A 21,283-nucleotide genomic window follows, 5' to 3' on the forward strand; every position below is an offset into this window, starting at 1 on the left:
GTGGATAGAATGGACGTTCTTACACATAAATGCCCAAACTGTGGAGGTCCTCTCACGTTTGATCCAAAAGATCAAAAATTCCACTGTGACTATTGTTTAAATGTTTACACTGAGGAAGAAGTCAGTCAGTACGAACAAGAACAAAAAGCAGCCCGAGGGTTTCACTCAGAAGATCAACCGCCCTCCCAACAAGATTCTGAAAAAGATTTTACTTTTACTGCAGATGAACAGTTGGAGCAGATGGATGAAGCAGAACGAAAAGCGTTTGAAGAAGCTGGTGGTTTTTCTGATCCTAGCGATCAAGCAACACCAGCTGAATCAGCGGAAGAAGAAACAGAAGCAACGATGGAACTATTTCTTTGTCCAAGCTGTGGGGCAGAGATCGTGACCGATGCAACAACGGCTGCTACTTACTGCTACTATTGTCACAATCCAGTTGTTTTATCCGGGCGGTTAAGTGGAAAATTACTGCCAAATAAAGTCTTACCATTTGCAGTCGAAAAAGAAGAGGCGGTCGAAAAATTCTTAGCTTGGACAAAGAAAAAATGGTTTGTACCCAAAGAATTTTTCAACAAAGACCAAATCGACAAACTAACTGGCGTTTATTTTCCTTATTGGACAACGGATGCAACCGTTGACGGCTCTATGCAAGCGACCGGAACAGTGATTCGTATTTGGCGAGTGGGTGACATCGAGTATACAGAAACCAAACAGTTTGCTGTTCACCGAGAAGGCTCACTTTCCTTTAAAGAACTAGTAAAAAATGCGTTGTCCAAGAATACCCAACAAAAAATGGTGGAAGCAGTCCAACCGTTTCCTTTGAACAAGGCAATTGACTTCAAAAGTCAGTATCTGGCAGGGTTTCAAGCAGAAAAACGAGATATCGAATATGAAGCAATCAAATCACAAGTGCAAGATGAACTGCAAGATTACTCCGAGAAATTGTTACGTGACACCGCAAATGGTTATACCACATTGACCAATGTTCGGACTTCGACAGATATCACTAGTGAGAATAATGAATATGTTCTTTTACCGGTATGGTTAGTCACTTATCGCAGTAGTGATGCCAATAAGAAAGTCTATTATTACGCCATGAATGGTCAAACAGGTAAAGTCAGCGGTGTTTTACCCATCAGTCATAAAAAACTGGGCTTGACGGCTTTTGGAATCTTTGCTGTATTGGCGATCCTCTTTATGATTGGAGGATACTTGATATGAAAAAAAGAATTTTACTTTTCTTTCTAGTCCTATTCGGTTTCTTTTGGAGTTCTTCCGTTGACGCTGCTACACCCGCAGTGAACGATGAAGCTGGTTTGTTTACGCAAGAGCAGATCCAATCTTTAGAGCAACAAATCCAGCCTATCAATGAGAAGATCAAAGGACAAATCTTTATCGTAACGACGACTTCCAACTCAGAAGAACCTCGAACGTTTGCAGATGATTACTTAAGAAATGCGATCGGTAATGATCAAAATGGGGCTGTTCTGTTGTTAGATATGGGGCAACGTGAGATTTACATTTCAACTTCTGGTAATATGATCGATTATCTTGATGATGCTCGGATCAATGACACGTTAGATGATGTCTACGACCAAATGACGAATTCGGCTTATTTTGCAGCAGCACAAGCCTATTTGACTAAAACTTCAGAATATGTAGAAGCTGGAGTTCCTGGAGGACATTATCAAATTGATGAAGAGACTGGTAAGATCACGCGGTATAAAATGTTGACGACGACTGAAATAGTGATTTCTATCATCTTAGCCCTGGCATTGAGCCTCGTATTCTACTTTGTAACAGTTTCGAGGTATCAGTTGAAATCAGGAACTTATAAATACCCATTTAGAGAAAAATCAAACGTAAAATTAACGGATAAAACAGATCGCTTAACCAACTCCTTTGTCACTACACGCAGGATTCCAAAAAGCCCACCTCCTGGCAGCGGCGGTGGCGGAAGTACGACTCATTCCAGCGGTGGCGGGACTTTCGGTGGTGGTGGTCGAAGCTTTTAAAGCACCACAATAGGAACAATCATCCATAAATTAAGATGCTTCCTTCATGCATTGTCGTCAGCTAAAGCTGATACAACTACATGAAGGAAGCATCTTATGTTTTCCACTGATCCTGTTTAAAAGATAATATTGTCTTCTAATAAATCCATATTGGTGATAATGATCCGATGATCTTTAACGGTGATTATCCCATTTTCTTTCAGTTGTTTTAAGATCCTACTCACACTACTAGCGGTAGAGATTCCGCAAAACTTGGCGATTTCTTCATTAGTGATCACAAAATCGATCATCATGCCTTCCTCTGTCCGAACCCCAAATAAATCATATAACTCGTAAAGTTGCGTACATACAGCACCTAATTTCCCATTTAAAAGCATTTGTTGCATTTTTTTCATGGAATACAGTAAACGATAACGATAATATTCTTTTACATAATGTTGCATCTTTGGATCTTCGTTGATATGTTCCCAAAATTTTACTCGATTGATTCGATAAAATTCTGCATATTCAGATTCAATCCGAATATTGTACGGCGAATCAATAAACTGTGAATATTCATCTTTTAAAAGTGAAACAATCTCTAGATCTTTAATATACCTCAAGTTAAACTCACGACCATCATTTGAGATGACACTTGCTTTGACCGTGCCTTCTTTTAAAATATACGTGTAACAATCCTCCACTCCTTCAAAAGTTAGATACTTATGATATCTTTTTCGTACAATTGGAAATTGATTTTTCTCTAAATATTCCTTTAGCACTCTGCTGTCCAATCATGCTCCCCCATCCAAACATTTATCTAAAAAAATAATACAAGATTTCTAAGTATTTTAAAGCCCAAAGGTATTTTACTAATGATATTAACATTTGTTAAGTACCATTTTAAATTATGTCTGTGATTTTTTTCTTCTTTTCGTTTCGTTATACTGCGAATGTAAAAAAAAATGAAAGAATTGAGGAAAAAAATATGAACTACTGGATGAAAACAATTATTAATCGACTTGAAACAGCTTATCAAACAAGATTTGACATGAAAGCTTCTTTGGTTTTCTTAAATGATGCTTACCAAAATTCGATTGAATTGATCAAAGCAGTCGATGAAAAACCATCGAATGAATTAGAAGAATTTTTAGAATTATTTATGACGACTCGAGACTTGTTCATTCGTCAATTGGTCGATCGCTATCCATCAAATTACCACGATGTTGAAGTACAAATCCAAAAATTAAAAGCTTATTCAGATTAAGGGGTAAACACAAAGCAAATGGAAAAAAAATTATTCAATAAACATTTTATCGGAATCACTCTTATTAATTTCATTGTCTATTTAATTTATTATTTACTGATGGTCATTATTGCCGTTATTGCTCAAGATGATTTACATGCTAGTATGAGCCAAGCAGGTTTTGCTTCTGGTATCTACATCATAGGTACACTATTGGCTCGTTTATTTATGGGTAAACAACTTGAATTATTTGGGCGCAAGTTTACTTTGCGTGGTGGAGCGATTTTTTATTTACTCTCTACTTTAGCCTATCTTTTCACCCCAACGATCGGCGTATTATATCTGGTACGTTTTTTAAATGGGTTTGGCTACGGGACCGTTTCGACAGCAACCAATGCGATCGTCACTGCCTATATTCCTGAATCAAAAAAAGGAGAAGGGATCAATTATTATGGTTTAAGTACTAGTTTAGCTGCTGCTATCGGACCCTTTTTAGGAATGATCTTGCTTAATCTGACTGATTTTCATTTTATTATTTGGTTTTCTATCGTTTTAGTTTTTCTTGTAACGATTGCCTGTCTGATGTTCCCAGTCAAAAACATTGATTTATCTGATACTCAAAGAAAATCACTACAATCTTGGAGTATCCATGGATTCATTGAGAAAAAAGCATTGTTCATTACAGGAATCGCCTTTTTAATGGGTCTTTCTTATTCAAGTGTTTTGTCCTTCTTGTCTTCTTATACGAAAGTCATTCATTTAGTCGCTGCAGGCTCCTTTTTCTTTGTGGTCTATGCGTTAGTTATCACCTTCACTCGCCCATTGACGGGACGTATTTTTGATGCTAAAGGCGAACAGTATGTCATGTATCCTAGCTATTTGTTCTTGACTGCTGGCTTGTTTCTACTAAGTGCGACAACGAACAGCATCACCTTACTTATTTCAGGCGCACTCGTTGGTTTAGGTTACGGGACTTTCATGTCAAACGGACAAGCAGTTTGTTTGAAAATCGTCAAAGAACACCGTATCAGTATCGCTCTTTCAACTTACTTCATCGGATTAGATCTAGGTCTAGGTGTTGGTCCCTACTTGATGGGAATATTGAAATCTTATACGTCATTTAGAGGATTATACATTGTTTCTGGTATCATTCCTTTGATCTGTACAGTTCTCTATATCGTTTATAATAAAAAAAAGAGCCACTCAGCAAAACTTGAATGGAATTAGTGATGATCTGAAACTGATTCAAGAAACGAATAAAAGGTGTTGAAGTATTCACCTCTAGCAAAACATTGGCCGAAGAATCCAAAAATAGAAGAAACTATTTTTGGATTCTTCGGCTTATTTTCATGATTAGATACTTCTGTCAAAACTCCTTTTTGTTCAGAAACAATCACTCAACTTTTATTCTACTAACCCATAAACTTCTAGTTCATAAAGACGGACAGCTGTATCTGCGCCTTGAGTTGGTTGATCGATGATGACTCTTACAAATCGGGCAGTCGTTGCTGCAAAGGTATTTAGCGTTGAACCTTGCGTATTATTAGTTGTTCGCGAAACTTCTTGGAAATTTTCTCCGTCTGCACTCACTTCTATAGTATAAGCCTTGGTATTCATGCCTACACTTTCTCCTCCTGCAGAAGCATGAGCCATGCGCACTTCACTGATCAATTTAGCTGTTCCTAAGTCAATCGTGATGGTATGTGGCGCACTCCCTACAGCACACCATTTTGTTCCAAGATCACCATCGACAGCAAACTTTGGTGCTTCTGATTCATTCACATATGAAGAGGCTTCTGCTTTGGCACCTTTAGATAATAAACTCAGACCAGCTTGGGCATTCTTGGTAACCGTAACGATCCCTTTCATTTCAGTTGTCGTTTCTCCTGCTTCATTGATTGCTGTCAATTCTACATCGTAGCTTCCTTCTTTTGAATAAGTGACACGAGGCTGTTCTTCCGTACTTGACTCTACATCAGCACCTTTGAATGTCCACTTTAAACTTTGGGTATTTCGTGAAGAGGTGTTCGTGAAAGTGATCGGTTCTCCTGGCGCTACCAAAGTTTTTGAGACAGTAAAGGAAGCACGCGGTAACTGAACAGGTGGCCAGTCAAAACTGTTTGGTCTGGAAGGTTCACCCTTGTTGCCATAGATATCAACTGGCACAACTTCGATAGCTGTAGCTGTTGCATTTTGACGTTCTAAGCCATTGATAAAATAATTCTCAGCAGGTGTGGCTCCGATAAAGACACGTGTTCCATCGTCTAGAACGCGGTAAATTTCATAGTGTTTGATGCGATCTGCTTGTGGACTAGTCCAAGATAATCTGATCCCGGCAAACATTGCTTCTTCGTCAAATGACAAATCATCGAACGTAACATCATTGACCGCTGTTGGACTCAGCACTTTTTTAGGTGTCGCAGAAATTTGACCTAAGAATAACTCATAATTCTCATTTGCTTTTGCTGAGGTTACCTCATAGGCAATCGACGTTACTTCTTTTCCAGTTGCTTTATTCAAAGGATAAGAAACCGTTGTCCAGTCATTCCCTATTTTTTTATTGCCATTAAACGTTTCAAATGTACCATCAGCAAAACCTAATACTAGTTTCAACGTGGTTCGATCAGATGCTTTGGCTGTCGTCGTAAATGACATGTTTTTTTCGACTTTGACTTTTGTTTGATACAGTTTGATCTTACTTGTTACTTTTTCTGCCATCTTACCTTTAAAAGCCAAAGAACTCCCACCATTAAAAGCAGTAGTATAGTCCACACTACCAGCTAATTTATTGCCAGCTCCTTCTTCGATAATATAGCGGTAAGTCGGCATGATATCTTGGAGACTTCGATTATTCCATTCATTTGTTGAAACTTGTTGCCCATTGCTAAAATAGCTGTAACCATTTCCGACATTGAAATTGGTGATAAAAGGCCATTGCGTAATAGCGGTTTGTTCAACCGAAAAAGTAGAGATTCCAGGCCAACTTGTGCCGGTTGGTAGTGTACTTTTAGTAGGATCCCCTTGTTCATTGATCCAGAATTTTTCTTCTTTTTGTTGGTAGTCCATTGGATCATTGGAAGAAGAATAGGTCCAACTTGGGACGTAAAGCCCTAGTGAAGTATAGGGTATTCCCTTCTTATCCGTAAACAAATCCCATCTGACCGGTGTATCGTACCCTTTTTCTTGGACATCGATTCCCGCAAATAAATCATAGGGATCAATGGCTAAACTTTCTGCTTTTTCTTTTGATTTACGCAATAGATCTTGGCCTGCTAAGCTAGAGGTATTCCACCAAAAATTCAAAAACATGCTATCTGCTACTGGATTCAAATCAGCATCCACTAAATAATCTTGGTTTTGATCAGTCAACGCATTCTGCCAATCCATTTTCCCATCACTTGTCATGGAATCGTACCACATAACCTCTAACGCTCCAGCTGATTTTTGTTTAAATTCCCCAATCAGTTCTTTCATTAAATCAGCGTGTTTTTTCGTTAGATTGGTTTCTGTCTCTTGATTGATGAACCATCCATCAAACCCATATCTTTGTGCGACTTCGATCATCTTGTCCACGATTGGAAAATGACCTTGAGCATCTTTTTCTAAAAAGGTATTCAACCATTCGATTTTTCCGCCATGGGCCCCTTGCGGAAAAAAGATCGTACCTAAAACAGGCACACCATTTTTGTGCGCCGCATCGGTAACATCTGGGCTTGGCGGAACAATGATACCTTCGCCAGCTGAGCCTCCCCAATAAACCAATTGATCAATATATTGCCAATTCGAAAAAACATTTGCATCAAACTGATTGCTCCCTCTTGGTGCATTTCCACTAGTGCTATTATTCATGATCGAAAGTGCGACAACCTTCATCTTTTCGTTTTGGGTAGTATTCGATTTTAATAAGTGCGATTTCTCCACTCGTGTGGCTAAAGGCTCAACACTAACATTGTATTTCGCATCTGCATCCTGATCAAACGTCCATTTAAGCAATTCATCAGGGAACCAGTAAGAGGACTCCGGTTGATTATCCATCGAAACCCTTACCTCGGGATTTGTGGCATCTACTTGTGCATACACGACCGGTTCTTTCAGAGCAATTCCCATCATCACCGTTACCAACAATCCAGCTAAAGTACCTTCTAACTTCTTCATTACTTCCTCCTATGATTTGATCTTATCTAATCGCTTGCTGCAACTGTTCACTCGTTACTCCTTTCTCAATTATTATCTCCCACAATTTATGATAGCGCTTACCAAAAAGGGTGTACATGAACAAACTATAGCTTTCTTGATACAAATTATAGGTGTTATCAATGAATGAATTTTATGAGAACATCCACTTTTATTGGTCTTTCTGATTAATAAAAACACTCTGTGTGGTGTTCATGGATTTTTTTCAATTGTTCGTTCGTTAATTTCTGACTGGTCACTAAATAATCGATTTCATGACTAGCAATTGCTTGATGAATGAAGCGTTGTTCTAATTTATCCTGTGTAGCTAACACCATCAAATGATTGGCTTGTTTACGAAACGCTCTTTTTACTAACGCTTCTCCTTCATGCGTTTCCGTCACGCCTTGATTAAAATCAAATCCTCGACAGCTGATGATTGCAAGGTCAGCAGCATAAGTCAAAATATCATTATACGCTTTTGCTCCGTTGATCGTTGCTCGTTTTTGAACGATTTTACCACCGACGATCGATACTTTTGCTGAAGTAAATTCACTTAGCATCGCAGCAGTAATGACCCCATTCGTAATGATTTGCAGCCCCTCAAATCGACCTAAATTTCGAACTAAATGCAAACTAGTTGTACTAGAGTCTAAAAATAAAACCATATCATCTTTGATCAAATTAGCTGCAATATCCGCAATATAACGTTTTTCACTCTCTTCCTCTAAATGGGTGATTTTCATCATATATGGTACATCGATTTTCTGATTATCTACTAACATAGCCCCACCACGGACTCTTCGGATCAGACCACTTTGTTCTAAGACAACAAGATCTCGTTTCACTGTCGCTTCACTGTAATTTACTAAATCGATCAATTCAGTAATCCTGGCAAATTGGTTGATTTTCAAATGATTGACAATCGTTTGTTGTCGCTCTTCTACATCACTTAACATCTTCCCCACTCCTTTCTCTTTCGCTTTATTTTACCATAAACAAAGATGCCTCCACCTACATCCAAAAACAGAATCGAGCGGTTAGAATGAAAATGCTTCGCTATAGGACATCAGCCGAAATAACTAAAATTAGCGATTCATTGGCTTATTCCTAGAAATACTGAGCATTTTTTCATGACCACTCGATTTCGATTTCATTGGAGACTGAGTCAAAACTTGTCTCGGTCTCTTTTAGTATCTCTAAAACGAATAAACGGTGAGAAATTCGTCTTATTTATAACACTTGGCTTGATCGATCGTGTTTAAGATCGTCATTTTATGTTTCACTACTTCCTGTACTTTTTGATTCGCATAAGGGTAGATCATATTCGGTTCATACATTTCCGGGTTTTCATTTAAGATTTCTCTTAAAGCATCGAAAAAGACACTTTTTAGATCCGAACTAAGGTTGACCTTAGCTACACCATATTTAACTGCTTCGCTTACTTCTTTATCCGGATTTCCTGAACCACCATGCAAAACAAACGGCAAATCGATGGTCTCATTCAATTCTTTCAATAACTCGATATTCAGTTTTGGTGTTTTATCTTTAGGATATAAGCCATGTGCTGTTCCAATAGCGATAGCTAATGTATCAATATTCGTTTCTTCAACAAACTGTTTTGCTTGTTCAGGATCTGTGTAAATAATATTAGCTGCCCCACCTTCTGCTGACCCATTATTCCCAATCGTACCAATTTCTGCTTCGACTGACACATCTACCTCGTGAGCTAGAGCCACCACTTCTTTAGTTATCTTTATATTATCGTCAAAGGATTGCAAGGAGGCATCAATCATGACCGAGGTATAGCCATTGCGGATAGCCCGTAACACATCACTTACTTTACCGCCATGGTCAAGATGGATCACTACAGGTACTTTACTTTTATGCGCATAAGCTCGAACAGCAGCAACAAATTCATCATTCAAGTAAGCAATCTCATCGGGATGGATTTCTAAAATCACTGGTGCATTTAACCGTTCTACTTCTTCCATGATTGCCTTTAACATATCATAACTACAAATATTAAAAGCAGGAACAGCAAATTGATTGTCTTTAGCTACTTTCAATAACTCTTTCATTGTATATAACATTATACTTCCACCTCATTTATTATTTTTTCTTGCTTCACTATTTTTTCTTCATTTCCGACTTGTTCTTCGCTTGATTTCTTTAATAATCCAAGTGAAAGAGCCGTAACTACTGTCCCAGCACCAATCGCTAGCAAATACATGGGTAGGTGATTGATCACGTTAGGTATCAGCATGACCCAGATCCCACCATGAGGAGCAATGGATGTGACACCGGCAGCCATTGAGATACCCGCTGCAGTAGCAGAGCCAAGAATCAAGCTCGGAATGACTCGAATCGGATCTGAAACTGCGAAGGGAATCGCTCCTTCTGTAATATAAGAAGCACCAAGCACCCAACAGGATTGACCAGAAGTCCGTTCTTCTTTCGTAAATTTTTTCTTGAACAACAGTGTGGCTAAAGCGATCCCCAGTGGTGGGGTCATTCCAGCTGCCATACATGCTGCGATCGGTGCATTGACTCCGGCAGACATCAAACCAATGGAAAAAGTTGAGATCGATTTATTGATCGGCCCTCCCATATCAGCTGCCATCATCACGCCGATGATCAAGCCAAACATTAATCCGGAAGTATTACCTAAACTATTCAACCAATTGGTTAATACTTCTAATAACCACGAAATGGGTTGTTCTATTACAAAAACCATTGCTAAACCAATGATCAAGATAGATATTAACGGAACGACGATCAATTGATACATCGCTAAGATACCTTTTTTTACAGGAATTTTATTTGCCAGAAAATCTGTCACATACCCTGCTAACAGCCCCCCGATCATTCCTCCAAGAAATCCAGAACCACCAGTAGATGCCAGTAGTCCTGCCACGATCCCAGGTGCAAAGCCAGCTTTCCCCGCAATAGAGGTCGCAATCCCTGCCCCTAAAGCTGGCACCATCATAGCAAAAGCGGTGTCTCCGCCAATTCTAGAAAATGCGGCAGCTAGGACATTATAGTCAGCTGATTCAGGATCCGCTGCAGTGATTCCAAAAGCAAAACTTAATGCGATAATAATTCCGCCCGCAATCACAAACGGTAACATATAGTTCACACCACTCATAAAATGGTTATAAAGTGTGGCTTTTTGTTTCGTGGCTTTTGTTTGTTCAACTGATTGGGCAATTTCTAACGTATTGATCCCTTTTAATGCTTCATCAATTACCAATTCTGGTTCTTTAATTGCTCGACTCGTTGAAACTTTTTTGATTCTTTTACCCGTAAAACGTTGCATATCAATTTCTTTATCAACTGCTAGAATAATCGCATCTGCTTCAGCAATCTCTTTTGTAGTTAACCTATTTTCCGTTTTGATTCCTTGCGTTTCAAACTTTGCATCATGGCCTAGTTTTTTAGCAGTCCCTTCTAATTTCTCAGCGGACATATACGTATGCGCAATTCCCGTAGGACATGCGGTTACACCAATTATTTTCATCGTTATTCTCCCCTATCTGCTTATTCAATAACGGTCTCAGTTGATGCGTGTGACATTATTCGATGATTCATTTAACGGATTGCTTTTTCTTCATTTTTTAAAACGGTCATAATTTCTGAGGCTGAATTTGCTTCTTTGATTTGTTTTCTAAAGTTTGGATCAATTAATCGCCTTGACAACGCACTGAGAATCTCAAGATGACTGTCAGCAGCGTTTGCAGGAACCACGATTGCAAAAGTATATGCAATTGGCTCCCCATCTAAGCCAAGATATTCTGTAATCTGGCTGCTACGAACAAAACAAATGGTTGGTGTAATGACAGCCTTGCTTTTAGCATGTGGGATACCAAATCCAGCTTCGATTCCTGTAGGCACTTCCTCTTCTCTTTTGAATAATGCTTTGATTATTTTTTTTGCACTTTTTACTCTATGTGTGGTTTCAAGTGTAGTACCGATACATTCAAATAATGATTTTTTTGATCGAATTGAGTCATCGAAAAGAATCAAATCTTCTGAAATCAGTTGACTAATCTCCACTCCACATAACCTCCTTTCTCTATTTGTTAACGCTTTCTAATAACTGTGGCAAGTATAGCATCCCTGATTAAGCCATTCAACGCTTTGAACGAATAACGAAAAATGGATCAAAATTTTAAAAAATCAGTCAAAAAAATGATCGATAGCGTTCATCAAAATTAGAGGTTCATGTGTTTCAGGCGTTCCTTATATAAATAAAACACAACGTATTTTGACCGTTACAATCAAAATACGTTGTGTTTATTGATGATCAATCAATTCTTTCCCAGTCAATCGTTTCTCCAGGAACTTTATCGGTATTCCACCATTTTGCACGATATTTTACACCTTTATACATGACAATATCCCCAGCAACATACACTTTATCTTTATCCCAAGTTTCAATTGAAGGATCTTCCGTGTTGCCATTGTTATTATCATCATCGGTAATATTTCCTACATCACCTTTCATTTCATCACGATATTCCCAGATTTTCTTCGTTAATTTTGGTAGTCTTGCTAATTCTTTTTTAGTATCAGCAGTAACTTCGATAGCCCATTTTTCAAAAAATGGCGTTAGATTTTTGTTACTGATCTTTGAAGCAGATAAGATAAAATGTTGTCGCTTGTCTTGTTCTGTCCATAGCTGTGGACTTTCTTCACGATATAACTGATGTAGTTTAGGATAGAAGTCGCTGCCAAATGCTAATTCCAACTGCCAAAACATTCCTAGTCGAACAAATTCATCTTGTTTATCAAAATTTTTCGATTGACTTCGATTCAAATAATTGAAAATATCCGTATATACGCGATCTTCTTCTAAACGACTACGCTGCCCTAATGCTTTTTGTACCCGCATCGAAAAGATATTCACGGTCACTTCGGTCATATCCTCCCAACCCATATCATCAATTTGATAGGTATGACCTAATTCATGCCAAATCCCCCACTGTGAGGAACCGTCTGGATCTAACAAGACTCTCATTCCATCTGCATAATTAAAACCAGTATGTTGTTCATACGCGTACATATAATCTTCTCTGGCACTCGTTTCACGCATATGTTGAACTAAGCCAGTTGGTTGACGATGGATTGTAGCGCTATTATCTAGTCCGGCTGTTTGATCGTGAAGATCAATTACTTTTTCTTTCGTTGTTAAAATTTTAGTTGGGTCCTTCACATAATTAATTGTTTTGTCGGATCCTGTAACCAAAACTCGATCACTGACCAATTCATAAGCAGGTGCATTTGAATGATTTCTTACTTCATTCTGCCAATCTTTATTGGTCATTTTTCCTAGAATAAAACGTGGAATTGTTATACCACCACGTATTTCAATTCTCGTTTTTTGTTGCGTGATGCGAGTGGATTCATTTTGGATATGGATCACACCTTCTTGGGTACCGGAAATGACATTTCTTCCTCTATTTAGTCGTTTCCCTTTCGTTGCCCCTTCGAGATAATCTTTCAGACTAGCCCTGGTAATCGTATACGTTGGTAGTTGTTGCGCCGTTTCATCTACATAAATTTCGATCGTATCATTTTTACGTTTATAGATCCCTGTAGATTGATTGCTACTAGGACCAAACCAATTACCGATTTCTTCCCGATAACTCTCAACATCCTCACTTTGATAAGCATTCAAAACCGTTGAAACGTTTTCATTACTTCGCTCTGAAAGAACGACTTCCGTCCCAATAGTCGGTTCATTTACTGTTGCCTCAACATTTAGGTCATTTGATAAAATAACCATACTGAACAGTAAAGACCCCAAGATCATTGCTTTCTTCTTACTCGTATTAGCACCCCTTAATGTTATTTTTTCTTTATAATATAACATTAACATGCATTATTTTATAAATGTTGTCGTTTTTTTCCAACAGAAGGAAAGAATGAAAATCAGACTTTTAAATAATATGGTATGATAAATTTTTAGTGACAATTTTTTGATTATCAGAAACAGAAAACACAAAAAAAACAGACTACCCTTATCAGATAGTCTGCTAAACATCGTATGAACAATGTTTTGATTATTCTGCAGCGTTTGCGTCTTTGAGACCGTATTTTTTGTTGAAACGGTCCACACGTCCGTCTGCTTGTGTGAATTTTTGACGTCCAGTATAGAATGGATGTGAGTCAGAAGTAACTTCGACACGGATGACTGGGTATGTATTACCGTCTTCCCATTCAACTGTTTCTTGTGAAGTTTTTGTTGAACCTGACAAGAATTTAAAGCCAGTTGTTGAATCCAAGAACACTACTGGATGGTAATCTGGATGGATGTTTTCTTTCATGCGTTTTCGCTCCTTTGCCCTGACCCATTTGCTGAACCAGAGTTGATTTGTCGATATACAACAGTAACATCTTAACATGTTTCTAACAACGTTGCAATTATCTTTTTAGATTTCTTGTCTGATTTTTTTTACCGAACGAGACATCTTGGAATTCTTTGAAAAATTGTTGATTGTTTTTGGTTTTTCTTAAAAAACGGATCAATTGTTCGGTGTATTCCAATGAATCGCCGACCATATTCTTTCGTAACTTCCAAATTTCTTCTAATTGATCTTCTGGCATTAGAAGCTCTTCTTTTCTCGTACCAGATTTCTTGATATCAATGGCAGGGAAGATACGACGCTCAGATAGTTCACGAGACAGTTGAAGTTCTAAATTCCCTGTTCCTTTAAACTCTTCATAGATCACATCATCCATTCGGCTACCCGTATCGACTAAGGCAGTTGCTAAGATCGTCAAGCTTCCACCTTCTTCGATATTTCTAGCTGCTCCGAAGAATTTTTTTGGTTTATATAGTGCGGCTGGATCGATTCCCCCGCTCAATGTACGACCACTTGGCGGTACGACTAAATTGTAAGCTCTAGCTAATCGGGTAATACTGTCCATCAAGATCACGACATCTCGTTTATCTTCGACTAAACGCATCGCTCTTTCCAGAACCAACTCAGATACCCTTGTATGATTTTGTGGTTGTAAATCGAAAGTAGATGAAACGACATCTCCTTTGACACTGCGTTCCAAATCCGTGACTTCTTCTGGGCGTTCATCGATCAGAAGAACGATCAGTTCTACTTCTGGATGATTTTCAGTGATTCCATTGGCGATTTCCTTTAACACAGAAGTTTTTCCGGCTTTAGGAGGTGCTACGATCAAGCCACGTTGACCAAAACCTACCGGTGAGAAGATATCGATCATTCTTGTTGCTAGTCTTTGAGAGGTTGTTTCTAACCTAAGCTGTTCTTGAGGATACAGAGGTGTCAAAGCTGGAAAATGCGGACGTTCTTTGGCTTCTTCTGGGTCTTTTCCATTTACACTTTCCACGTGCATCAACCCATAATAACGTTCTGACTCTTTAGGTGGGCGAGCTTTTCCTGCTACTTTATCTCCATTTCGCAAACTAAACCGTCTTATTTGTGAAGCAGAGATATAGATATCTTCTACACTTGGCCCATAATTGATTGGTCGTAAAAAACCATACCCATCTTGTCCAACGATATCTAAGATTCCTTCCATATAATAAAACCCTTGTTTTTCTGCTTGCGCCCGAATCACAGCTAAAGATAATTCTTTTTTATTCATTTTGCTATAATAAGGAATCTTAAATTCTTTTGCGTAACTGTAGACCTCTTTTAATGTCTTATTTTCCAGTTCCGCCATCGTCAAATAATCACTCATTCAGCTTCCACTTCCTCCACCATTTGGATTTCAGCACCTAATGCCGTCAATTTTTCAATAATATGATCATAACCACGTAAAATATATTCTACGTTATAAATAGTAGTTGTTCCTTCAGCCATGAGACCTGCAATAACTAAACAAGCACCTGCTCGAAGGTCAGAAGCGACTACCTCTGTTCCATGAAGTTTATTTGGTCCATTTGTAATGATCAAATTCCCTTCCACTGATATATCAGCACCCATACGTGCTAATTCAGGCACATGATTCACACGTTTAGCATAGATCGTATCTGTGATTTCAGCTGTTCCTTTGGTCATTAATAAGAGGGGAGTCAATGGTTGTTGTAAGTCTGTTGCAAACCCAGGATATGGATAAGTCATCACATTCACCGCTTTTAACTCTTTAGACGGAAACACTTCAATCTCATCTTCTCTAATTGTCATGTTTACGCCCATTTCTTGAAGTTTAGCAATAAAACTTTCTAAATGTTCGTAAATCACATTTTTGATCTTAACACCATTTCCTGCTGCTGCAGCAAGCGCTAGATAAGTTCCTGCTTCGATTCGATCAGGGATCATGAAATGGCGACAACCATGGAGTTTGTCTACACCTTCGATTCGGATCACATCCGTCCCTGCTCCTCGCACTTTGGCACCCATATTATTTAACAAAGTAGCAACATCGATGATCTCTGGTTCACGAGCGGCATTTTCGATTACTGTCTGACCTTTCGCTTTAATAGCCGCCAGCATCACATTAATCGTTGCACCGACTGAAACGACATCCATGAAAATCCGATTTCCCTGTAATCCCTCTTGGTCGGTCCGTAAATACATCGCACCATGTTCATTATTGACTGAAGCACCTAATGCTTCGAAACCCTTGACATGTAAATCAATTGGTCGCGGTCCTAAGTAGCAACCACCTGGCAAACCAACCACTGCCTCACCAAATTTTCCAAGCAGTGCCCCCATAAAATAATAGGAAGCCCGTAGACTATTGATCTTACCACTTGGCATGGGCACAGAGACGATACCGCGGGGATCAATTTCTAAAATATTTTGTGAAAAATGGATTTTTGCTCCCATGATTTCTAAAATTTCGATTAGTGAATGAACATCCTGAATATCAGGTACGCCTTCTAAAATAACCGGAGAATCTGCTAAAATCGCTGCAGGAATCAAAGCCACTGCACTATTTTTAGCCCCACTGATCGTTACTTCACCAGTTAACGGACGATTTCCTTCAATTATGATTTTTTTCATTGATTTCCACCTTGTTATTGTTCAATTTTATTACACATGCTTGTATTTTATCATAGATGAAATAAAGAAACGAGTTCCCATTCTTTTTTATTTCCTCAAAAATCAAAGGTTTATTCTGAAAAAAGATGGACGAATGTTTATCAAAGTGAACGATTATCAATTTGCGAAAAAAAAAAACCGCAAAACAGGTTGAACCTGTTTCACGGCATTCTTAATCGATTAATTAAGCTTTGTTAGCTGAACCGAACCAATCAATGTGTTCTTCTGCATCTTTAATGATTGCAGCTTTACCTGGTGCTAACAATTTACGAGGGTCAAAACCTTTTCCTTCTTTATCTTTACCAGCTTCGATATATTCACGAGTAGCTTTAGCAAATGATAATTGGAATTCAGTATTTACGTTTACTTTAGAAACACCCATTGAAATTGCTTTTTGGATTTGTTCTTGAGGAATACCTGATCCACCATGTAATACTAAAGGCATATCTGGACCTACAGCATCAGCGATTGCTTGTAAATGATCAAATGCTAAACCATTCCAGTTTTCTGGATATTGACCATGGATGTTACCGATACCACATGCTAGGTAGTCGATTCCTGTAGCAACCATTTGTTTGCATTCTTCGATATCTGCTAATTCACCGTTACCGATGATTCCATCTTCTTCTCCGCCGATTGAACCAACTTCACATTCAACAGAAATTCCTTTAGCGTGAGCTTTTTCTACAACTTCTTTCGCTAATTTCAAGTTTTCTTCAAATGGTAAGTGAGAACCGTCAAACATAACTGAAGTATAGCCTACTTCGATACATTCCATAGCTGCATCATAGTCACCATGGTCTAAGTGGATGGCAACAGGAACAGTGATGTTCATTGATTCAACTAAGTCACAAATAATATCTTTAGCAACTTTGTAGCCGCCCATGTATTTAGCCGCACCCATTGAAGTTTGGATAAGTACTGGTGCTTGTTTTGCTTCAGCTGCTTCAAGGATTGCTTGAGTCCATTCTAAGTTATTTGTATTGAATCCGCCGACAGCGTAACCGCCTTTACGAGCAGCTTTTAAAAATTCAGCTCCTGATACTACTGGCATAATAAATTCCTCCTAAGTTTTGTAAAACTAAATTTGTTAAGACTATCCTTAACCAACGAACCTATTTTACCAAACATTTTCAGAGTTTTCTACTAAAATCAATGAAAATGAAAATTTTCAAGAACTTTTTTGCAAAAAATAAGGTTTTCAGTTGGCTGATTTAGTCAAAAATGGCTAGTTTATCGTTTTTTATTGTTCAAACAATAACAATTTATTTATAACTGTTTTCTCTAAATTCATCTGAAACATTAAAAGCGTATTTGTCCCGCTTATTTTCCTTCACGTTCAGACAAAGCAGCTCCGACAAATCCTTTGATCAATTTTTGTGGGCGATTTGGTCTTGAGATCAATTCTGGATGGAATTGACAACCAACAAAGAATTTTTTCTCTGTTAATTCCACGATTTCCACTAAACGATTATCAGGAGAAACACCTGAGAATACTAATCCTTTTTCTTCAAATAATTGACGGTATTTATTGTTGAATTCATAACGATGACGGTGACGTTCTTGTACTACATCGGCTCCGTCATAAGCTTCCGCTGTTTTCGTTCCTTTTTTAATTTTACATGGATAAAGACCTAGACGTAACGTTCCACCTAAATTCTCGATATTTTCTTGGTCTGCCATCAAATCAATGATATTGTTCGTTGTTTCTGGTGTAGTTTCTGCTGAAGCAGCATCTTCCAAACCAACCACATTACGAGCAAACTCCACACACGCCATTTGCATGCCTAAACAAATCCCTAAGAAAGGCACATCATTTTCACGAGCGTAACGGATGGCTTCGATTTTTCCTTCGACCCCACGATCGCCAAAACCACCAGGTACTAAGATGCCATCTGCATCTTTCAAATATTCTGCAACATTTTCTTTAGTTAAATCTTGAGCCTTGATCCAGTCAAGTTCGATATCCGCATCAAAAGCAAAGCCTGAATGTTTCAACGCTTCAACAACTGAGATATAAGCATCTGGTAATTCTACATATTTACCTACTAAAGCAATTCGGACTTTTTTCTTCAGATTCAATACTTTTTCTTCTAATTGTTTCCATTCTTCCATATCAGCTTCTGGCGTTTCTAGTTTCAAATGTTCACAAACGATGCGATCCATGCCTTGTTTTTGTAAAAGCAACGGAATAGAGTAAAGAGTATCCACATCTGGTGATTCAATGACCGCTTCGGGTTCTACGTCACAAAATTGTGCTAATTTATTTTTCACATTTTGTGAAACAGGTTGCTCTGTTCGAACCACCAAGATATTAGGTTGGATGCCTAAACCACGTAATTCTTTTACACTATGTTGAGTTGGTTTAGTTTTCATTTCTCCCGCAGCTTTTAGATAAGGAATCAATGTTGTGTGGATATACATCACGTTATCAGCACCAACATCCGCCTTCATTTGGCGTAGTGCTTCTAGAAATGGTAAAGATTCGATATCGCCGACTGTTCCGCCAACTTCAGTGATGATCACGTCTGAATCAGTCATTTTTGCTGCACGCATGATTTTCTCTTTGATTTCATTTGTGATATGAGGGATGACTTGAACAGTTGCTCCTAAGTATTCCCCTTTTCGTTCTTTACGAAGTACTTCTGAATAAATTTTCCCTGTAGTAACATTGGAGTATTTGTTCAAATTGATATCGATAAAACGTTCATAATGGCCTAGATCCAAATCAGTTTCTGCTCCGTCGTCTGTTACAAAAACTTCTCCGTGTTGGTACGGACTCATCGTTCCCGGGTCTACGTTGATGTAGGGATCAAATTTTTGGATGGTTACTTTTAAGCCACGATTTTTCAACAAACGACCTAAAGAAGCTGCAACGATTCCTTTACCAATCGATGAAACTACGCCGCCCGTTACAAAAATGTATTTTGTCATAAGTTCAAAAACTCCTTCTTCTTTTATCTGCAGGAAAAGTCCCAGAAAATGAACAAAGCTCCCTATTCTAGTTAGAATAGGGAGCAAAATTTCTGTGAACTTCTGACCCTTTAAAAGGGTGCCCAATGAGTATACTACAAGCAAATTTGAAGAAAGTCAAGCCTCTAATTTAACGTTGCAGATGTCGTTAGTCATAAGAATAATCCAACGTCATTGATAAATGAAAACAGGTAGTTCACTCTCTAATAAAAAACTGCACGAAAAATAGTACACTCATTCTTTTAGTAAGAACGATTAGCCATACGACTTCTTTACTCATTCACTAGACTATCTTTGATGATCTCTAGAAGATTTTTGTCCTTTTTTTTCAGATATGTTTGTACTTCTCGTTCTTGCAGCATTGAATTTTTCTGTCCTATTTTTTAACGGTGACAATTTTTCTACATCTAATTGTTTCCAGTTTTCTTGTCTTCTTTTCTTAAAATCCTCCACTTTTTTCATTACCTGTTCCTGTTGTCCGGGGGTCAAATTAGAAAATTCAGCTTGAAAACCTAATTTATCTTCAGCTTTAGTTCCCACCTTGCCTACACTTTCATTAACCAACTCTCTAAATTCTCTTTTATATAATTCAAGGTTTGAAAGTTCCTGTGGATTGCCATGCACAAGATCTGTTTGTGGATACTGTAACATATTGAATTCAGCATAGTTAGTCAGTAGTTCTACAGCATGGCGGTTAAACTGCCAACGTTCATTTACGTTTTCCACGCTCAAACCAAGATTATGTATAATTTCCCTATATTCATTCTGCCTAAGAGGCAAAACACGTCTTGAAGTACCTTCTATTGTTGTACTATGTGGTATATCTAAATTCTCTTCTAATATAGATACAACCTCGTGTTGTGCAAGTGGAATAACTGGGTCATTCATTTGCTCACGAAGTACTGAAGTGATATCCTGTATCAGGGTAAAAGGACGGCGCATTCTCAACCTTTCTATTTTTATTGAAAGTTCAGTATCCCTTATTGCCTTCATCTCCTCAATTCTTTTCTTTTGTGATTCTTTAATTTTATTACGAGTATCAGGACTGAGGTCAAACAAGTCCACGAAAGAACCAATATCATTAGGTTTCATCTTAAAATTTTCTATTACAAATTCTATATCCTCACTTAAATCAGCCTCATTAACTTTGTAAGGTAACTCTGAATACATTTTTTTAAGACTCTCTGCAACCTCTGTGAACGTCCTTGATGTCATCGACTGTTGCACCATTTCGTTAATTTTTTGTATTCGTTCTTCTTTTAAAAACTTGATTTTACGTCGAGGTTCTTCTTCAATCTCCCTTTTTCTAATTGTTTCACGAAGATTTTCTTTATTTGCTAGTTCTAGCTTATCAATAGTAGAATTTATTTCATCTGGTGTAAAATAGGTTTTTTCAAAGAAGACGTATAATGCCTCACTTATATCAATATCGTCTATTGGTTGAATAACATTAATTTCCGGATCATGAATCAATTGATTGATAGATGCAACAACTGTATCTATCCTCTTTGAGCGATCAGAGAATGAATTGACTTCCTCACTTTGTTTGTTTAAATTTTTATGAACAGCTCTAAGTTTTTCGTCTCTTAATAAATTTTTTTTTCGCACTTGATGTTTTTTCATTGAATTAATTTGTGATGTTCTAACCTGTTCACGAGTATGATCATCCAGATTAAGACGATCTACTACGTAATTGATTTCATCTTTAGAATAAGTACGTAGGTTTAATAAAAATATTTCTTCTTCATCTTCCTCTAATCCTTCATTCATATCTTTGATTATTTGATCTAATTCAACTTTATTCATAAATTTATGCCTCCTTTATAATATAATAATAAGGCAATAACTTTAATTTGAGCATACCTAAT

The 21,283-nt window shown here is 37.9% G+C and carries 17 protein-coding genes; 4 read left to right on the forward strand and 13 right to left on the reverse strand.

Features of this window, described 5'->3' with window-relative positions; genetic code table 11:
• Positions 1–9 precede the first annotated feature (9 nt).
• Together IGL28_RS10310 and IGL28_RS10315 are read left to right on the forward strand one after the other, a co-directional pair.
• Positions 10–1,221, forward strand: a complete 1,212-nt coding sequence (locus IGL28_RS10310) for an ATP-binding protein (RefSeq protein WP_081128152.1) — start codon at positions 10–12, stop codon at positions 1,219–1,221.
• Complete coding sequence (locus tag IGL28_RS10315) at positions 1,218–2,015, forward strand: TPM domain-containing protein (RefSeq protein WP_438843954.1); 798 nt, start codon at positions 1,218–1,220, stop codon at positions 2,013–2,015. The genes IGL28_RS10310 and IGL28_RS10315 overlap by 4 nt, the downstream gene beginning before the upstream one ends.
• A 116-nt stretch (positions 2,016–2,131) precedes the next feature.
• On the opposite strand, the gene IGL28_RS10320 is transcribed toward IGL28_RS10315, so the two are convergent.
• The gene (locus IGL28_RS10320) at positions 2,132–2,788 is read right to left on the reverse strand and encodes a Crp/Fnr family transcriptional regulator (protein WP_010738044.1); all 657 of its coding nucleotides are present in this window, start codon (positions 2,786–2,788) and stop codon (positions 2,132–2,134) included.
• Positions 2,789–2,982: 194 nt separating this feature from the next.
• Between IGL28_RS10320 and IGL28_RS10325 the strand changes: the two genes are divergently transcribed.
• Both IGL28_RS10325 and IGL28_RS10330 read left to right on the forward strand, forming a co-directional pair.
• Positions 2,983–3,261, forward strand: a complete 279-nt coding sequence (locus tag IGL28_RS10325) for a hypothetical protein (RefSeq protein WP_010718697.1) — start codon at positions 2,983–2,985, stop codon at positions 3,259–3,261.
• A gap of 18 nt (positions 3,262–3,279) precedes the next feature.
• A complete protein-coding gene (locus IGL28_RS10330; protein WP_010738045.1) occupies positions 3,280–4,467 on the forward strand; it encodes an MFS transporter in 1,188 nt (395 codons plus the stop codon).
• Between the two features lie 177 nt (positions 4,468–4,644).
• On the opposite strand, the gene IGL28_RS10335 is transcribed toward IGL28_RS10330, so the two are convergent.
• The 12 genes from IGL28_RS10335 to IGL28_RS10390 form a co-directional block, all read right to left on the reverse strand.
• Entirely contained in the window at positions 4,645–7,395 is a 2,751-nt protein-coding gene (locus tag IGL28_RS10335) for an endo-beta-N-acetylglucosaminidase (RefSeq protein ID WP_081128154.1), read from the reverse strand.
• Positions 7,396–7,601: 206 nt separating this feature from the next.
• Complete coding sequence (locus IGL28_RS10340) at positions 7,602–8,372, reverse strand: DeoR/GlpR family DNA-binding transcription regulator (protein ID WP_010718700.1); 771 nt, start codon at positions 8,370–8,372, stop codon at positions 7,602–7,604.
• A gap of 270 nt (positions 8,373–8,642) precedes the next feature.
• Positions 8,643–9,506 carry a ketose-bisphosphate aldolase gene (locus IGL28_RS10345; protein ID WP_034698965.1) on the reverse strand — a complete coding sequence of 288 codons (864 nt, stop codon included), beginning with the start codon at positions 9,504–9,506 and terminating at the stop codon, positions 8,643–8,645.
• A complete protein-coding gene (locus tag IGL28_RS10350; protein WP_081128156.1) occupies positions 9,506–10,933 on the reverse strand; it encodes a PTS fructose transporter subunit IIC in 1,428 nt (475 codons plus the stop codon). Before IGL28_RS10350 ends, IGL28_RS10345 begins: the two co-directional genes overlap by 1 nt.
• 71 nt (positions 10,934–11,004) lie before the next feature.
• On the reverse strand, positions 11,005–11,469 hold the full coding sequence (locus tag IGL28_RS10355) for a PTS sugar transporter subunit IIA (protein ID WP_010718703.1): 465 nt from the start codon (positions 11,467–11,469) through the stop codon (positions 11,005–11,007).
• Between the two features lie 250 nt (positions 11,470–11,719).
• The gene (locus IGL28_RS10360; protein ID WP_241547363.1) at positions 11,720–13,228 is read right to left on the reverse strand and encodes a M60 family metallopeptidase; all 1,509 of its coding nucleotides are present in this window, start codon (positions 13,226–13,228) and stop codon (positions 11,720–11,722) included.
• A 250-nt stretch (positions 13,229–13,478) separates the two neighbouring features.
• Complete coding sequence (locus tag IGL28_RS10365) at positions 13,479–13,742, reverse strand: type B 50S ribosomal protein L31 (RefSeq protein ID WP_010718705.1); 264 nt, start codon at positions 13,740–13,742, stop codon at positions 13,479–13,481.
• Positions 13,743–13,839: 97 nt separating this feature from the next.
• Positions 13,840–15,135 (reverse strand): transcription termination factor Rho, encoded by a 1,296-nt coding sequence (rho, locus tag IGL28_RS10370; RefSeq protein ID WP_010718706.1) that lies wholly within the window; start codon positions 15,133–15,135, stop codon positions 13,840–13,842.
• Complete coding sequence (locus IGL28_RS10375; protein ID WP_053765738.1) at positions 15,132–16,403, reverse strand: UDP-N-acetylglucosamine 1-carboxyvinyltransferase; 1,272 nt, start codon at positions 16,401–16,403, stop codon at positions 15,132–15,134. Before IGL28_RS10375 ends, rho begins: the two co-directional genes overlap by 4 nt.
• 223 nt (positions 16,404–16,626) lie before the next feature.
• Positions 16,627–17,496, reverse strand: a complete 870-nt coding sequence (locus tag IGL28_RS10380; protein ID WP_010718708.1) for a class II fructose-bisphosphate aldolase — start codon at positions 17,494–17,496, stop codon at positions 16,627–16,629.
• Positions 17,497–17,765: 269 nt separating this feature from the next.
• On the reverse strand, positions 17,766–19,376 hold the full coding sequence (locus IGL28_RS10385) for a CTP synthase (protein WP_010718709.1): 1,611 nt from the start codon (positions 19,374–19,376) through the stop codon (positions 17,766–17,768).
• 327 nt (positions 19,377–19,703) lie between these two features.
• Complete coding sequence (locus IGL28_RS10390) at positions 19,704–21,221, reverse strand: hypothetical protein (RefSeq protein ID WP_232088598.1); 1,518 nt, start codon at positions 21,219–21,221, stop codon at positions 19,704–19,706.
• Between the last annotated feature and the right edge of the window lie 62 nt (positions 21,222–21,283).

Source organism: Enterococcus sp. AZ077, assembly GCF_051714965.1.
Classification (GTDB): domain Bacteria; phylum Bacillota; class Bacilli; order Lactobacillales; family Enterococcaceae; genus Enterococcus_B; species Enterococcus_B hirae.

What these genes read in the sequence shown, in the direction of transcription:
- IGL28_RS10360 (WP_241547363.1), bottom strand. Translation starts at nt 13,228, where the DNA reads ATGATCTTGGGGTCTTTACTGTTCAGTATGGTTATTTTATCAAATGAC.
- IGL28_RS10390 (WP_232088598.1), bottom strand. Translation starts at nt 21,221, where the DNA reads ATGAATAAAGTTGAATTAGATCAAATAATCAAAGATATGAATGAAGGA.
- IGL28_RS10335 (WP_081128154.1), bottom strand. Translation starts at nt 7,395, where the DNA reads ATGAAGAAGTTAGAAGGTACTTTAGCTGGATTGTTGGTAACGGTGATG.
- rho (WP_010718706.1), bottom strand. Translation starts at nt 15,135, where the DNA reads ATGAGTGATTATTTGACGATGGCGGAACTGGAAAATAAGACATTAAAA.
- IGL28_RS10330 (WP_010738045.1), top strand. Translation starts at nt 3,280, where the DNA reads ATGGAAAAAAAATTATTCAATAAACATTTTATCGGAATCACTCTTATT.
- IGL28_RS10350 (WP_081128156.1), bottom strand. Translation starts at nt 10,933, where the DNA reads ATGAAAATAATTGGTGTAACCGCATGTCCTACGGGAATTGCGCATACG.
- IGL28_RS10365 (WP_010718705.1), bottom strand. Translation starts at nt 13,742, where the DNA reads ATGAAAGAAAACATCCATCCAGATTACCATCCAGTAGTGTTCTTGGAT.
- IGL28_RS10345 (WP_034698965.1), bottom strand. Translation starts at nt 9,506, where the DNA reads ATGTTATATACAATGAAAGAGTTATTGAAAGTAGCTAAAGACAATCAA.
- IGL28_RS10310 (WP_081128152.1), top strand. Translation starts at nt 10, where the DNA reads ATGGACGTTCTTACACATAAATGCCCAAACTGTGGAGGTCCTCTCACG.
- IGL28_RS10340 (WP_010718700.1), bottom strand. Translation starts at nt 8,372, where the DNA reads ATGTTAAGTGATGTAGAAGAGCGACAACAAACGATTGTCAATCATTTG.
- IGL28_RS10325 (WP_010718697.1), top strand. Translation starts at nt 2,983, where the DNA reads ATGAACTACTGGATGAAAACAATTATTAATCGACTTGAAACAGCTTAT.
- IGL28_RS10315 (WP_438843954.1), top strand. Translation starts at nt 1,218, where the DNA reads ATGAAAAAAAGAATTTTACTTTTCTTTCTAGTCCTATTCGGTTTCTTT.
- IGL28_RS10375 (WP_053765738.1), bottom strand. Translation starts at nt 16,403, where the DNA reads ATGAAAAAAATCATAATTGAAGGAAATCGTCCGTTAACTGGTGAAGTA.
- IGL28_RS10380 (WP_010718708.1), bottom strand. Translation starts at nt 17,496, where the DNA reads ATGCCAGTAGTATCAGGAGCTGAATTTTTAAAAGCTGCTCGTAAAGGC.
- IGL28_RS10385 (WP_010718709.1), bottom strand. Translation starts at nt 19,376, where the DNA reads ATGACAAAATACATTTTTGTAACGGGCGGCGTAGTTTCATCGATTGGT.